The organism is Stenotrophomonas sp. STEN033, assembly GCF_056856655.1.
Genome location: NZ_JBXFWM010000056.1, coordinates 1 through 14,997 on the forward strand (window position 1 = coordinate 1; position 14,997 = coordinate 14,997).

The 14,997-nt window shown below is 62.7% G+C and carries 10 protein-coding genes and 1 tRNA gene; all 11 read right to left on the reverse strand.

What is annotated here, in order from left to right; genetic code table 11:
• Window positions 1-253 precede the first annotated feature (253 nt).
• The gene (gene pnp / locus AC1VXC_RS16095) at window positions 254-2,362 is read right to left on the reverse strand and encodes a polyribonucleotide nucleotidyltransferase (protein WP_313173610.1); all 2,109 of its coding nucleotides are present in this window, start codon (window positions 2,360-2,362) and stop codon (window positions 254-256) included.
• Between the two features lie 146 nt (window positions 2,363-2,508).
• On the reverse strand, window positions 2,509-2,769 hold the full coding sequence (gene rpsO, locus AC1VXC_RS16100) for a 30S ribosomal protein S15 (RefSeq protein ID WP_057626688.1): 261 nt from the start codon (window positions 2,767-2,769) through the stop codon (window positions 2,509-2,511).
• A 182-nt stretch (window positions 2,770-2,951) separates the two neighbouring features.
• Window positions 2,952-3,863 carry a tRNA pseudouridine(55) synthase TruB gene (gene truB, locus AC1VXC_RS16105; protein WP_313173609.1) on the reverse strand — a complete coding sequence of 304 codons (912 nt, stop codon included), beginning with the start codon at window positions 3,861-3,863 and terminating at the stop codon, window positions 2,952-2,954.
• Window positions 3,864-3,977: 114 nt separating this feature from the next.
• Window positions 3,978-4,361, reverse strand: coding sequence for a 30S ribosome-binding factor RbfA (gene rbfA / locus AC1VXC_RS16110; RefSeq protein WP_313173608.1), 384 nt, complete (start codon window positions 4,359-4,361; stop codon window positions 3,978-3,980).
• Between the two features lie 168 nt (window positions 4,362-4,529).
• The gene (gene infB / locus AC1VXC_RS16115; protein WP_482995069.1) at window positions 4,530-7,175 is read right to left on the reverse strand and encodes a translation initiation factor IF-2; all 2,646 of its coding nucleotides are present in this window, start codon (window positions 7,173-7,175) and stop codon (window positions 4,530-4,532) included.
• A 95-nt stretch (window positions 7,176-7,270) separates the two neighbouring features.
• Window positions 7,271-8,782: a transcription termination factor NusA gene (nusA, locus tag AC1VXC_RS16120; RefSeq protein WP_313173606.1), complete on the reverse strand. Its 1,512-nt coding sequence runs from the start codon at window positions 8,780-8,782 to the stop codon at window positions 7,271-7,273.
• Between the two features lie 4 nt (window positions 8,783-8,786).
• Window positions 8,787-9,374: a ribosome maturation factor RimP gene (rimP, locus tag AC1VXC_RS16125; protein ID WP_481539116.1), complete on the reverse strand. Its 588-nt coding sequence runs from the start codon at window positions 9,372-9,374 to the stop codon at window positions 8,787-8,789.
• A 197-nt stretch (window positions 9,375-9,571) separates the two neighbouring features.
• Window positions 9,572-9,648, reverse strand: a tRNA-Met gene (locus AC1VXC_RS16130).
• A gap of 202 nt (window positions 9,649-9,850) precedes the next feature.
• A complete protein-coding gene (gene nuoN, locus AC1VXC_RS16135) occupies window positions 9,851-11,308 on the reverse strand; it encodes an NADH-quinone oxidoreductase subunit NuoN (RefSeq protein ID WP_313173604.1) in 1,458 nt (485 codons plus the stop codon).
• A gap of 36 nt (window positions 11,309-11,344) precedes the next feature.
• Window positions 11,345-12,856, reverse strand: a complete 1,512-nt coding sequence (locus AC1VXC_RS16140) for an NADH-quinone oxidoreductase subunit M (RefSeq protein ID WP_313173603.1) — start codon at window positions 12,854-12,856, stop codon at window positions 11,345-11,347.
• 19 nt (window positions 12,857-12,875) lie between these two features.
• Entirely contained in the window at window positions 12,876-14,990 is a 2,115-nt protein-coding gene (gene nuoL / locus AC1VXC_RS16145; RefSeq protein ID WP_313173602.1) for an NADH-quinone oxidoreductase subunit L, read from the reverse strand.
• Window positions 14,991-14,997: the final 7 nt, after the last annotated feature.

A 14,997-nucleotide genomic window follows, 5' to 3' on the forward strand; every position in this document is an offset into this window, starting at 1 on the left:
CGTGTGTGGCGGGGGTGGGGTGGCGCGCGCCCCCCGGGGGGGGCGGGCGTCCCCGCAACCCCCCTCCCCCTTGGGGCGCGCGGCACTACAAGGGATGCTGGGATGTCTTTGCCGAGCACGGCTCGGCACTACAAGGGATGCTGGGATGTCTTTGCCGAGCATGGCTCGGCACTACATCGGAGCGTTGTCTTTCGGGCAAAAGAAAAGCGGGCACAAGGCCCGCTTTTCTTCTCAGCGATACAACACCGCAGCCTTATTCGGCCGGGGTGCCCTCGCCTTCTTCAACGGCCTTCATCGACAGGCGGATACGACCCTGCTTATCGACTTCCAGCACCTTGACCTTGACCACATCGCCTTCCTTCAGCACGTCGCCAACCTTCTCGACGCGGTCGCTGGAAATCTGCGACACGTGGACCAGACCGTCCTTGCCCGGCAGGATGGTGACGAATGCACCGAAGTCCATGATCTTGGCGACCTTGCCTTCGTAGATGCGGCCCGGCTCGACGTCCGAGGTGATCTGCTCGATGCGGGCCTTGGCAGCCTGGGCAGCGGCGTTGTTCACCGAAGCGATGGTGATGGTGCCATCGTCCTGGATGTCGATCTGGGTGCCGGTTTCCTTGGTGATGGCCTGGATGGTGGAACCACCCTTGCCGATCACTTCGCGGATCTTGTCCGGGTGGATCTTGATGGTCAGCAGGCGCGGCGCGTAGTCCGACAGCTCGGCACGCGGGGAGGTCAGGCCGTGGGCCATTTCACCCAGGATGTGCAGACGGCCAGCCTTGGCCTGCTGCAGTGCCTGCTTCATGATCTCTTCGGTGATGCCTTCGATCTTGATATCCATCTGCAGGGCGGAGATGCCCTCGGCGGTACCAGCGACCTTGAAGTCCATATCGCCCAGATGATCTTCGTCACCCAGGATGTCGGACAGGACGACGAAACGCTCGCCTTCCTTGACCAGGCCCATGGCGATACCGGCAACCGGCGACTTGACCGGCACGCCCGCGTCCATCAGGGCCAGCGAGGAGCCGCAGACCGAAGCCATCGACGAGGAGCCGTTGGATTCGGTGATTTCCGACACCACGCGGATCGTGTACGGGAAGGCTTCCAGCGACGGCATCACAGCCAGCACACCGCGCTTGGCCAGACGGCCGTGGCCGATTTCACGACGCTTCGGCGCACCGAAACGACCGCACTCACCGACCGAGTAGGGCGGGAAGTTGTAATGGAACAGGAAGTTTTCCTTGTACTCACCGGCAACGGCGTCGATCACCTGGCCATCACGGGCGGTGCCCAGGGTGATGGTCACGATGGCCTGCGTTTCACCGCGGGTGAACAGCGAGGAACCGTGGGTACGCGGCAGCACGCCGGTCTTCACGGCGATCGGGCGGACGGTGTCCAGCGCACGGCCGTCGATGCGGACCTTGGTATCCAGCACCGCGTTGCGCATGGTGCTGTATTCCAGCTCGCCGAATTCCTTCGACAGCTCGGCCGGGTTCCAACCTTCAGCGGCAACGCGGCCAGCCAGGGTCTCGACCACGTCCTTCTTGATCGCCGAGATGGCGTCACGACGCTGCAGCTTGTCACGCACCTGGAAGGCTTCGCCGAGCTTGCCGCCGACGGCTTCCTGCAGGGCGCTGATCAGCGCGGTGTTCTTGGCCGGGGCAACCCAGTCACTCGGCTTGGTGCCGGCTTCAACGGTCAGTTCGTTGATCGCGTTGATGACCTTCTGCATTTCGCGGTGACCGAAGGTCACGGCGCCCAGCATCACGTCTTCGGACAGCAGTGCGGCTTCGGATTCCACCATCAGCACGGCGTTGGCGGTACCAGCGACCACCAGCTCCAGCTGCGACTCCTTCAGCTCCGACACGGTCGGGTTGAGGATGTACTGGCCGTCCTTGTAACCAACCTTGGCAGCGCCGATCGGGCCCTTGAACGGGGTACCGGCCAGCGACAGGGCGGCCGAAGCACCGATCAGGGCAGCAATGTCGCCGTCCACTTCCGGGTTCAGCGACATCACCGTGGCGATGATCTGCACTTCGTTCTTATAGTCTTCCGGGAACAGCGGGCGGATCGGGCGATCGATCAGGCGCGAAATCAGCGTCTCTTTTTCGGTCGCACGGCCTTCACGCTTGAAGAAGCCACCCGGGATACGGCCACCGGCGTAGAACTTTTCCTGGTAATCGACGGTCAGCGGGAAGAAGTCCTGGCCTTCGCGCGCGCTCTTGGCGGCGACGGCAGTGACCAGCAACACGGTGTCGTCCATCTTGACGATGACTGCGCCGCCGGCCTGACGGGCGATTTCGCCAGTCTCAAGCGTGACGGTGTGTTTGCCGTACTGGAAGGTTTTGGTGATTTTTGCCACGGGGGATCCTTGAAATGCTTTCTTAGATTGGTCCGATGCCAACCCATGCTGGCAGCGGCTGGCCGGGCGGTTCCGGCCGGTCTACTACGATTTTGAAGCGCTTAAAACAAAGCCGCGGCGCATCGCTGCGCCGCGGCGGATATCGATTAGCGGCGCAGGCCGAGCTTTTCGATCAATGCTTTATAGCGTGCGACATCCTTGTTCTTCAGGTAGTCGAGCAGGCTACGGCGGCGGTTGACCATCTGCAGCAGGCCACGGCGGCTGTGGTGATCCTTCTTGTGTTCCTTGAAGTGGCCGGTCAGCAGTTCAATGCGAGCGGTCAGCAGGGCGACCTGCACTTCCGGGGAACCGGTGTCGGCAGCGCCGCGCTTGTTTTCTTCAATGACTTTCTGGGTGTCGATCGACATGATTTTTCTCTTCAGATGCGGGGCCAGCAGGAACGTCTCAAGACGCACCGCACAGCTCGCCGATTAATAGGCTGCCCATAGAGGCGGGCAGTTGCCCTTTTGAGGGCCGCAAAATTGTAACGGTCACGACCATCCGGGACAAGGCAAACCTCATCGGCAAGCCTGGATCCGCTCCTGCCCGTTCAGAGATTGAACCGACGCTGCGGCCCCAGTCGCCCACCTTCCTCGACCTGACCCAGTCCCAGCGGCTGGCCACCGTCGCCGTAAACCACCACCAGGCCTGGTGGCCAGGCCGGATTGCGCAGACGCTGCCCGAGACAGAACCGGGCGGCCTGTGCACTGTCCAGCTCGACCCGGGGGAATTGGCTCAGGCCCTGTTCGATCGGCAGCAACCATTCCAGCAGAGCGGCTTCATCCCCGGATTCAGCTATCCCGCGCAGGGCATCCAGACCAATCATCTTCGGCGCCATGAACGGTTCCACCCACAGCCGGCGCAGCGCGGTGACATGCGCACCACAGCCGAGCAGCTCGCCCAGGTCCCGCGCAATGCTGCGGATATAGGTACCGGAGCCACACGTCACCCGCAGCGTCAGGCACTCGCCTTCACGGGCCAGCACTTCAATGGACTGCACCTGCACTTCGCGCTCGGGGGCTTCAATGGCCTCACCGCGGCGCGCCTTGGCGTACAGCGGCTCGCCCCCCTGTTTCAATGCCGAGTAGATCGGCGCCCGCTGCAGGATGCTGCCCGTCAGGCTGGCCAAGGCCGCCTGCAACTGCGCGTCGCTGATTTCAGGCACCGGCCGCTCGCGCAGCACCGCGCCATCGGCATCATCGGTATCCGTGGTGCTGCCCAAGCGGATCTCAGCGTCATAGGCCTTGGCCGACCCGAGTAGCAGACCGGCAATCTTGGTGGCCTCACCGAAGCACAGCGGCAGCAGGCCAGTGGCCAGCGGATCGAGGCTGCCGGTATGCCCACCTTTCTCGGCACGGAACAGACGACGCGCAACCTGCAGCGCCGTGTTGGAGCTCATGCCGGCCGGCTTGTCGAGCAGAACGATGCCATCCAGGCGGCGGAATTGGATTCGGGGACGCATGCAACACCATGGGCAGGCCGCTGCGGGTTCGGCGCAGCCGGCAGAAAACAGGAAAGTCACCTACGCCAGCTTGCGTAGGCCAGACATGACAACAGCCCTTACGGGCTGCTGCGATTACGCTTTATCGTTGCCCTTGTCGGCGTCGGACTCGGGCGGCGGCGCCAGGTCGCGCAGCAGATTGTCGATGCGCTCGCCACGATCGACCGAGTCGTCGTAGTGGAAATGCAGTTCCGGCACATGCCTCAGCTTCATTGCCTTGGCCAGCGACATGCGCAGCTCGACCGACAACTCACGCAGGCCCTTCATCGCCTCATCCGCACGCTCCGGCATCAGCGCGGTCACGAAGATCTTGGCATGGGCCATGTCACGGGTGACTTCCACGTCCGACACGCTGACCGAGGGCAGCCCGAACTCGCGCACGGCAGCATGCACCAGAGTGCCCAGATCACGGCGGATCTGCGCAGAAACACGGTCGGTACGATGGAAAGTCTTAGGCATCAGGCAAGTATCAGCAATAAAGAGTGAATTTCAATGAAACCGGAGGGGACCACCCGCTGCAGCCGCATTCACGGCCACAGCACCTGATTCCCAACCCCGGCCGGCAGGGGATCCGTTCGCGGGACCCGCTTCAACGGATCCCGATTCCCGACTCCCCAATCCCAGCCGTCAGAGCGTGCGCGGCACTTCGATACGTTCGAAGCACTCGATCTGGTCGCCCGGCTTGACGTCGTTGTAAGCCTTCACGCCGATACCGCACTCGGTACCGTTGCGAACTTCCTCGACGTTTTCCTTGAAACGACGCAGCGATTCCAGCTCGCCCTCGAACACCACCACGCTGTCGCGCAGCACGCGGATCGGCTTGTTCCGCTTCACCACGCCTTCGATGATCATGCAGCCTGCAACCGCGCCGAACTTGGAGCTGCGGAACACGTCGCGGACCTGCGCGATACCGATGATCTCTTCGCGGATTTCCACGCCGAGCAGACCGGAGGCCACCTGCTTCACCTGGTCGATCACGTCATAGATGATCGAGAAGTAACGCAGGTCAACACCGTTGGACTCAATGATGCGACGGGCAGAAGCGTCCGCACGCACGTTGAAGCCGATGACGGTGGCCTTGGAAGCCACGGCCGAGTTGGCGTCCGACTCGGTGATGCCGCCCACGCCGGAGTGGATCACGTTGATGCGGATATCGTCGTTGGACAGCGCGACCAGCGCCTGGCTCAGTGCCTGCACCGAACCCTGCACGTCGGCCTTGATCAGCAGGTTCAGCACCTGCTGGCCTTCGCCCTTGCCCAGCTGCGCCATGATGTCTTCCATGCGGCTGCCCGCAGTGGCGACCAGACGCGACTCGCGACGCTTGGTTTCACGGGTCTGCGCAACGTCCTTGGCCAGGCGCTCGTCCTCGACCACAACGAAGTCATCACCGGCTTCCGGCACGCCGGACAGACCCAGCACCTGCACCGGAATGGACGGACCCGCTTCGCCGACCTGGCTGCCGGTTTCGTCGAACAGTGCGCGCACACGGCCGTACTGGATACCGCACACCAGGTAGTCGCCCTTCTTCAGGACGCCCTGCTGCACCAGCACCGTCGCGACCGGGCCACGGCCCTTGTCCAGCGAGGATTCGATGACCACGCCACTGGCGCGACCATCGGCCACGGCCTTCAGCTCCAGCACTTCGGCCTGCAGCGAAATCGCATCCAGCAGGTCGTCGATGCCCAGGCCGGTCTTGGCCGAGATTTCCACCATCTGCACGTCACCACCGAACTCTTCGGCAACGACCTGCTCGGCGAGCAGTTCGTTCTTGACGCGCATCGGGTCGGCCGAGGCCTTGTCGATCTTGTTGATGGCCACCACGATCGGCGCGTTGGCGGCGCGAGCGTGCTGGATGGCTTCCTTGGTCTGCGGCATCACGCCATCGTCGGCGGCGACAACCACCACCACGATATCGGTCAGCTGCGCACCGCGGGCGCGCATCGAGGTGAACGCGGCGTGGCCCGGGGTATCGAGGAAGCTGATCACACCCTTCGGCGTGGTCACGTGGTACGCACCGATGTGCTGGGTAATGCCGCCGGCTTCGCCATTGGCAACCTTGGTGCGGCGGATGTAATCCAGCAACGAGGTCTTGCCGTGGTCGACGTGACCCATGATGGTCACCACCGGCGCACGCGGCACCGCCACGCGCTCGTCGGCATCGCTGATCGCCAGCAGTGCGTCTTCGGCGTCGTTGTCGTTGGCACGCACGACCTTGTGGCCGAGTTCCTCGACAACCAGTGCAGCGGTGTCGTGATCGATGGACTGGGTGATGGTGGCCATCACGCCCATCTTGAACAGCGCCTTGACCACCTCGCCGCCCTTCAGGGCAAGCTTCTGGGCCAGATCGGCCACGGTGATGGTGTCGCCAACGGCGACTTCACGCACCACCGGTGCGGTCGGACGTTCGAAGGCGTGGCTGCCGCCACCACTACGCGATGCGTCATTGCCGCGACGGCCCTGCGGTGCACGCGCACCCGGACGACCGCGCGAATTACTGTTGTTGCTGTTGCCACGACGGGCACGATCAGACGCCGACAGGTGCAACTGGCCGCCGAAACGGTTGCCATCGCCACCCTCGTTGCGCTTGCCCGGCTTTGCATTGGCATTGGCATTGGCGTTGTTGCCGCGATCCTCGCGCACCGGGGCGCGGGTCGGGGCAGCCGCTGACGGCGCGTGGCGTGCATTGCGCGCCGGCGGTGCATCCGCCTCGACCTCAACCGGGGCCGGCTTTGCAGCGGCGGCCTTGGCCGCCTCTTCAGCAGCCCGCTTCTCGGCTTCGACGCGGGCGCGCTCGGCTTCTTCGGCCGCCTTCTGGGCAGCAATGCCTTCGTCGCGGGCGCGGTCCTTCTCGGCCAGCATGCGCTGCTCTTCGAGATTGCGCTGACGCGATTCCTCGAGCTTGCGCAGGATGTCCGCGCGCTCCTCGTCCGGCGTCATCGCAGCCTTGCCACCTTCCGGCTTGACGTAGGTACGCTTCTGGCGCACTTCGACATTGACGGTGGTCTTGCTGCGGCCAGCATTGACGGTCACTTCCTGATGCTTGCGGCGGTTCAGGGTGATCTTCTTCGATGCGGCGTCAGCCTCTTCGACCGGCTGCTCTTCCTTGCCATGTGAACGGCGGAGGAAGCCAAGCAGCTTCACTTTCTCGGTACTGGTCACGACCTGGTCGGGACCGCTGAACTTCATCCCGGCCTGGGACAGCTGTTCAAGCAGTTTCTCGACCGGCGTGTTGACCAGTTCGGCGAGCTTGCGGATGGTGGTTTGCTGCGACATTCGGATCCTATGATCTTGTTTGCGCTCCCTCGTCACGAACGAAGGCAGCGCGGAGTCTACGCCCTGAGCGGCTCAGGGCACTGTTCATCGCTGGCTCATTCGCCACGCTCCAGGCGGGCGATCTCCTCGGCGCGGGCTGCCAGGACCAGCGCCGCGGCGCGCTCCAGATCCATGCCCTCGATGCCGAACTCCAGAACCTCGTCGGCAGCCAGGTCCGACAGATCCTCACTTGTGCGCACACCGTGGCCAGCCAGCGCGTACGCAGTAGCCTCATCCATGCCCTTCAGTGCCAGCAGATCGGCTGCCGGCACACCGCCGTCAGCCCCCTCTTCCACCGCCAGCGCTTCATTGAGCAGCGCATCGCGGGCGCGGGCACGGAGTTCTTCGACGATATCTTCGTCGAAGCCTTCCACTGCCAGCAACTCACCAACCGGCACGTAGGCAATTTCTTCCACCGTACCAAAGCCTTCCGACACCAGGATGCCGGCAATTTCCTCATCCACTTCCAGCTTGTCCATGAACAGCTGACGGGCAACGCCCTGCTCGGCTTCCGACTTGGCGGTCACCTGGTCCTGGGTCATCACGTTCAGCTGCCAACCGGTCAGGCGGCTGGCCAGGCGCACGTTCTGGCCGCCCTTGCCGATGGCCTGGGCCAGGCGGTCTTCGGCCACGGCCAGATCCATCGAATGCTTTTCTTCATCGACGATGATCGACTGAACCTCGGCCGGCGCCATCGCGTTGATGACGAAGTTGGCCGGATTGTCATTCCACAGCACGATGTCGACGCGCTCACCATTGAGCTCGTTGGACACGGCCTGCACGCGCGAACCGCGCATGCCGATGCAGGCGCCGATAGGATCGGTGCGGCTGTCGTGGGCCAGCACGGCGATCTTGGCGCGGTCGCCCGGGTCACGTGCACAGGCCTTGATCTCGACCAGGCCCTGGCCGACTTCCGGCACTTCCAGCTTGAACAGCTCGATCATGAATTCCGGGGCGGCGCGGCTGATGAACAGCTGCGGACCACGCGGCTCCGAACGCACTTCGGCCAGGTAGCCGCGCACGCGGTCGCCGGCACGCAGCACGTCACGCGGAATGCCCTTGTCTTTCGGGATGAAGGCTTCGGCATTGCCACCCAGGTCCACGTAGATGTTGCCGCGCTCAGCGCGCTTGACCACACCGGTGACCAGTTCGCCAACGCGATCCTTCCATGCATCCACCACCTGCTGGCGCTCGGCTTCGCGCACGCGCTGGACGATGACCTGCTTGGCAGCCTGCGCTGCGATACGGCCGAAATCGGGGTTTTCAATCTGCTCTTCGATGAAATCACCGATTTCGACGCCATCGGCCTCGTCCACGGCGTCCATCAGGCGGATCTGGCGATCCGGCGACTCCATCACCACGTCATCGGCAACCACTTCCCAGCGACGGAAGGTCTCGTAGGTACCGTCCTTGTGGTTGATCGACACGCGCGCCAGCACTTCCTGGTCGGGGTAGCGCTTCTTCGCCGCCGAAGCCAATGCCGCTTCGATCGCATCAAAAATGACTTCGCGCGGCACGCCCTTCTCGTTGGCGACTGCGTCAACTACCAGCAAAAGTTCCTTGCTCATCGGCTCACTCCGCGCGCGGCTTTTTGGCCGCCGTTTCGTTATTGGAATTATTCTTGGCCTTGCCCTGCTTGGGGGCCGGACCCGTCGGTTTGGTCGGTGCCAGGCCAAGTGCGGCCCAGTCCGGAATGATGCGTGCCTTGTCGATGTTGTCGAACGAGGCCACGAACGGCTTGTTGTCGACGACAAAGGTCACCGTGCCCTGGGCCGCGTCCACCGCGACGATCTCGCCCTGCAGGCGACGGCGGCTTTCCTGCGGCAGCTTCAGGCCGACCTTGGCGGATTCGCCGATGGCCTGTTCGAACTGGGCCAGCGTGAACAGCGGACGATCCACACCCGGCGAAGACACTTCCAGCGTGTAGTTGCCGCTGATGGGGTCTTCGACGTCAAGCTGGGCCGACACTTCGCGGCTGACCCGCTCGCAGTCGTCGATATTGACCATGCGCTCGGGCTGCTCAGCCATCGGCACATCGATATACAGGCGCAACGTTGCACCGCCCGGTGCCGGCAGATACTCGGCGCCCAGCAACTCGAGCCCCAACGCCTGCACGGTGGGGCTCAGCAGATTCGCGATTTCAGTAGCCTTGTCGCTCACAGCCTGCCTTGATTCGTAAGTTAGAGAACGGTTGTCACCCAACCGGGGTTTCTGATTTCCAGAAACAGCAAAGGGCCCACATGGGCCCTTTGTCCGTTTGGATCCGATGACCGGATCCCGGTTGCAAGAACGGAAGCAGCCGTTCTTGCGAGCCCAACTTTTGCCTCATCAACACATCGTGTTGCAAAGACCGAAGCTGGTAGCGGGGGCAGGATTTGAACCTGCGACCTTCGGGTTATGAGCCCGACGAGCTGCCAGACTGCTCCACCCCGCATCAGAAGCGGAATTATGAAGTAACCAAGTCGATAATGCAAGACTTATTTACTTCGCGTTTCTCACAAGAAGCTGGAGAAACCCGGAAAAACCCTTCCGGTTGAATCACTTATCAGGTGATTCCGACCTTCCCGCTGGGCGGTGAGGCCGTCAACTCAGGAGATGAATAATACACACTTCGCGCAGATTTGTAACGTTTTTTATTACAAATGTGCAAAAGAATTGCGCATCCACTCCATCAGCGGACCCAAGCCGAGCGGCAGGAACAGCAGCAGGATGGAATTCACGCCCAGCACGATGCCCAGGATGCGGTCATTGTTGCGCGGCAGCGGCTCGCCGACCGGCTCATCGAAGTACATGACCTTGATGACACGCAGGTAATAGAAGCAACCGATCACCGCGCAGATCACACCTACCATCGCCAACCACAGCAGGTCGCCATTGATGGCCGCGCTCAGCACCGACAACTTGGTCCAGAAGCCGAGGAACGGCGGGATACCCGCCAAAGAGGCCATGATGCACAGGACCAGACCGGCCATCCACGGGCTACGCGCGTTCAGGCCCTTGAAGTCCTCGATGTTCTCGGCTTCAAACCCGGCGCGCGACAAGGCAATGATCGCGCCGAACGCGGCCGTCGACATGATGGCGTAGGCAATGGCGTAGAACAGCGCGGCCGAATAGCCCTGCTCACCGCCACCGGCGATGCCCATCAGCAGGAAGCCGATGTGCGACACGGTCGAGTAAGCCAGCATACGCTTCAGGTTGGTCTGGGCAATGGCCATCAGGTTACCGACGACCAGCGACAGTGCCGCCAGGCCAGCCAGCACGTACTGCAGTTCGGTCGACAGTGGGCCCACGCCCATTTCCAGCAGGCGGTAAGCCATGCCGAACGCCGCCAGCTTCGGCGCCGAGCTGATGAACAGCGCGACCGGCGCCGGCGCACCCTGGTAGACGTCGGGCAGCCACATGTGGAACGGGGCAGCACCCAGCTTGAAGGCCACGCCGGCAACCATGAACACCGCACCGGTCAACAACAGCAGACGCTCGTCGGAATGGGGGATGGCGGCGTGGATCACATCCAGGTGCAGCGAACCGGTGGCACCGTAGATCAGCGACATGCCATACAGCAGCAGGCCCGAGGCCAGCGAGCCCAGCACGATGTACTTCATGCCGGCTTCGGCAGCGAGCTTGTTCTCGCGGTTGCTGGCAACCAGCGCGTAGGAACACAGCGCCAACAGCTCCAGGCCCAGGTAGACCATCAGCAGGCTGCCGGCCGACACCAGGATCATCATGCCGGCGGTGGCGAACAACATCAGCACAGGGATCTCGCCCTGGTACAGGTTGCGCTCGCGCAGGTAGCTCCAGCCGTAGATCAGGCTCAGGCCGCTGACCAGCACCACGACGGTCTTCATGACGTCGGCAGCGTTGTCACGAATGAACATCCCGTGGAACACCTCGCCCTGCCCGCCCACGCCGTTCAACAGCATGATGAAGGCGACAGCGAGGATGGCCACCGAGATGAAGTGGGTCCAGACCTTGTGCCGGTTGCTGATGAACAGATCAAGGATCAACAGGGCAAAGGCACCGCCAATCACCACCAGTTCGGGCAGCAACGGCAGCAGGTCGGTCATGGTCAACGGCAGAGGCGTCGGCGTGGTCATCATCAAATCCTGGAATCAATACTCTCGACGGGCCGCTTACAGCAGCTTGCTCGAAGCGATCTGCATCGCCAGATGGGCGATGGACGGCTCCATCAGGTCGGTCAGCGGCTTGGGATAGAAGCCCAGCACCAAGGTGCCAACGGCAAACACGCCCATTACCAGCCACTCACGACCATTCATGTCCTTCAGTTCGGCAACGTGCGCATTGCCCACCTCACCGAAGAACACACGCTTGTACAGCCACAGCGAGTAAGCAGCGCTGATGATCAACGTGGTCGCAGCACCCAGTGCCACCAGCGGGTTCCACTGGAACGCAGCCAGCACGATCATGAACTCGCCGACGAAGCCACTGGTACCCGGCAGGCCGGAGTTGGCCATGAAGAACAGCAGCGCGAAGGCGGCAAACCAGGGCATGACGTTGACCACGCCGCCGTAGTCGGCGATGCGGCGGCTGTGCATGCGGTCGTACAGCACGCCTACGCAGGAGAACATCGCACCGGACACGAAACCGTGCGAAACCATCTGCACCATCGCGCCCTGCAGGCCCAGGCGGGCGGCGTCGGCATTGCCTGCGTCACGCACCAGCCACAGTGCGGTGAAGGTACCCAGGGTGACGAAACCCATGTGCGCGACCGACGAATAAGCGATCAGCTTCTTCATGTCGTCCTGCACCATCGCCACCAGGCCGACGTAGATCACCGCCACCAGCGACAGCGCGATCACCAGCCATGCCCACTCGTGGCTGGCATCGGGAACGATCGGCAGGTTGAAGCGCAGGAAACCGTAGCCACCGATCTTCAGTGCGATCGCGGCCAGGATCACCGAACCGGCGGTGGGCGCTTCCACGTGCGCGTCCGGCAGCCAGGTGTGCACCGGGAACATCGGCACCTTGACCGCGAAGGCGATCAGGAACGCGAAGAATATCCAGGTCTGCTCCTTGGCAGAGAGCTGCAGCTGGTACAGGTCGACCAGCTGGAAGCTGCCGCCCTTCAGGTACAGGTAGATCAGCGCCACCAGCATCAGCACCGAGCCGAGGAAGGTGTACAGGAAGAACTTCATGGCTGCGTAGATACGACGCGGGCCGCCCCAGACACCGATGATCAGGAACATCGGGATCAGCATGGCTTCGAAGAACACGTAGAACAGCATCGCGTCGGTCGCGGCGAAGATGCCGACCGTCACGCCTTCCAGGATCAGGAAGGCGGCCACGTACTGGTTGACGCGCTTGTCGACCACGCCCCAGGCGCCGATCAGTGCCAGCACGCCGATCAGCGTGGTCAGCAGGATCAGGGCGATGGCGATGCCGTCCACGGCCAGGTTGTAGCCGATGTCGAACGCCGGGATCCACGGGTGCTGTTCGACGAACTGCATCACATCGGCAGCGCCGCGGTCGTAACCGCTGAGCAGGCCGAGGCTGAGCAGGAAGGTGAGCAATGCCACCGCCAGGGACGCCCAACGGGCGGCCTGGGCGTTGCGCACAGCGAGGATCAACGCACCGCCGAGGATCGGCAGCCAGATGAGGATACTAAGTAGAGGCCAGTTCGACACGTCTTCTATTCCGTACAGGTCAACGCCAGAAATGCATCAGCACGCCCAACAGGGCAATCAGGCCGATGATCATCGCGAACGCGTAGTGGTAGAGGAAACCGGATTGGGTGCGGCGCAACAGGTTGGCAGCCAGGTCGACCAGACGCGCCGAACCATTGACCATCACCCCATCAACGACCGTGCTATCAACGGCACGGGCGGCCTTGCCGAGCTGCACACCACCGCCGGCAAAGCCGTCGATCCAGAGCTTGTCGAAGCCGTACTTGTTTTCCAGAACCGAAACCACCGGTGCCAGGGTCTTGCGAGCCTGCCCTGCCAGTTCCGGCTTCCAGATGTAGAACACCCAGGCCAGCGCGAAACCTGCAACGGTCAGCCAGAACGCCGGCATCTGCATGCCGTGTATCGCATAGGCCACCGAACCGTGCCAGAACTCCTTGCCCACCTCGGCGATGGTGTCGCGCGCCGGGTCGTAGAAGTCGACGATGCCGGTGAAGAACGACATGGCCTGGCCGGGGATGCCAGCAGCGGCAGCATGACCATCCCAGCCGGTACCAAACAGCATCGGGCCAATGGTGAAGAAGCCGATGAGGATGGACGGGATGGCAAGCAGGATCAGCGGCACGGTCACCACCAGCGGCGACTCATGCGGCTCGTGCGCACCATGACCGTGGTGGTCATCGTGGCCGTGGCCATGATCAGCGTGGTGATCATCGTGTGCGTCGCGGAAGCGTTCCTTGCCGAAGAAGGTCAGGAACAGCAGGCGGAAGCTGTAGAAGCTGGTGACGATGACGCCACCGAGCACCGCCCAGTAACCGTACAGGGCAACCCAGCCAGCCTCGGCAGCGTGCGCATGCATCGCGGCCGCTTCGATGATGGTGTCCTTCGAGTAGAAACCCGAGAAGAACGGCGTCCCCACCAGGGCCAGCGTACCGATCCACATGGTGATGTGGGTAACCGGCATGTATTTGCGCAGGCCGCCCATCTTCATCATGTTCTGCTCATGGTGCATGCCCATGATGACCGAACCGGCACCCAGGAACAGCAGTGCCTTGAAGAAGGCGTGGGTCATCAGGTGGAATACCGCGCCCGAGTAGGCCGACACACCGAGTGCAACCGTCATGTAGCCCAGCTGCGACAGCGTGGAATACGCAACCACACGCTTGATGTCGGTCTGCACGATGCCGATCAGGCCGGTGAAGAACGCGGTGGTGGCACCGATGAACAGGATGAAGTCCAGCGCGGTCTGCGACAGCTCGAACAGCGGCGACATGCGGGTGACCATGAAGATGCCCGCGGTGACCATGGTCGCGGCGTGGATCAGCGCCGAGATCGGGGTCGGGCCTTCCATCGAGTCCGGCAGCCACACGTGCAGCGGAACCTGTGCCGACTTGCCCATCGCACCGATGAACAGGCAGATGCAGATGATGGTCGCTACGCTCCACTGGTGATCGCCGATCAGCTGCACCATCGCGTGACCGGTCACATCCGAGCCCAGCACGGTACTGGCGTTGGCGAACACGGTAGCGTAATCCAGCGAACCGAAGGCCCACAGGATGCCGGCGATGCCGAGCAGGAAGCCGAAGTCACCAACGCGGTTGACCAGGAAGGCCTTCATGTTGGCGAAGATGGCCGTGGGCTTCTTGAAGTAGAAACCGATCAGCAGGTACGACACCAGGCCCACCGCTTCCCAGCCGAAGAACAGCTGCAGGAAGTTGTTGCTCATCACCAGGGTGAGCATCGAGAAGGTGAACAGCGAGATATAGCTGAAGAAGCGCTGGTAGCCATCGTCCTCGGCCATGTAGCCGATCGAGTAGATATGCACCAGCAGCGACACGAAGGTCACCACCACCATCATCATCGCGGTCAGGCGATCGATCATGAAACCGACATGCGCCGCATATTGGCCGACTTCAAAGAAGGTGTAGACGTTCTGGTTGAACGGCTGCGCCCCACCCCACAGCAGCTGGGAGAAGATGTAGGCCGACAGGCCGCAGCTGATCGCCACGCCCAGGATGGTGATGTACTGGGCGCCCTTGCGCCCCACCTGACGACCGAACAGGCCGGCGATGATGCTGCCGAACAGTGGTGCCAGCACCACTGCAATCAACAGACTCTTGGAGAGAGTGATTTCCATCTTCGGG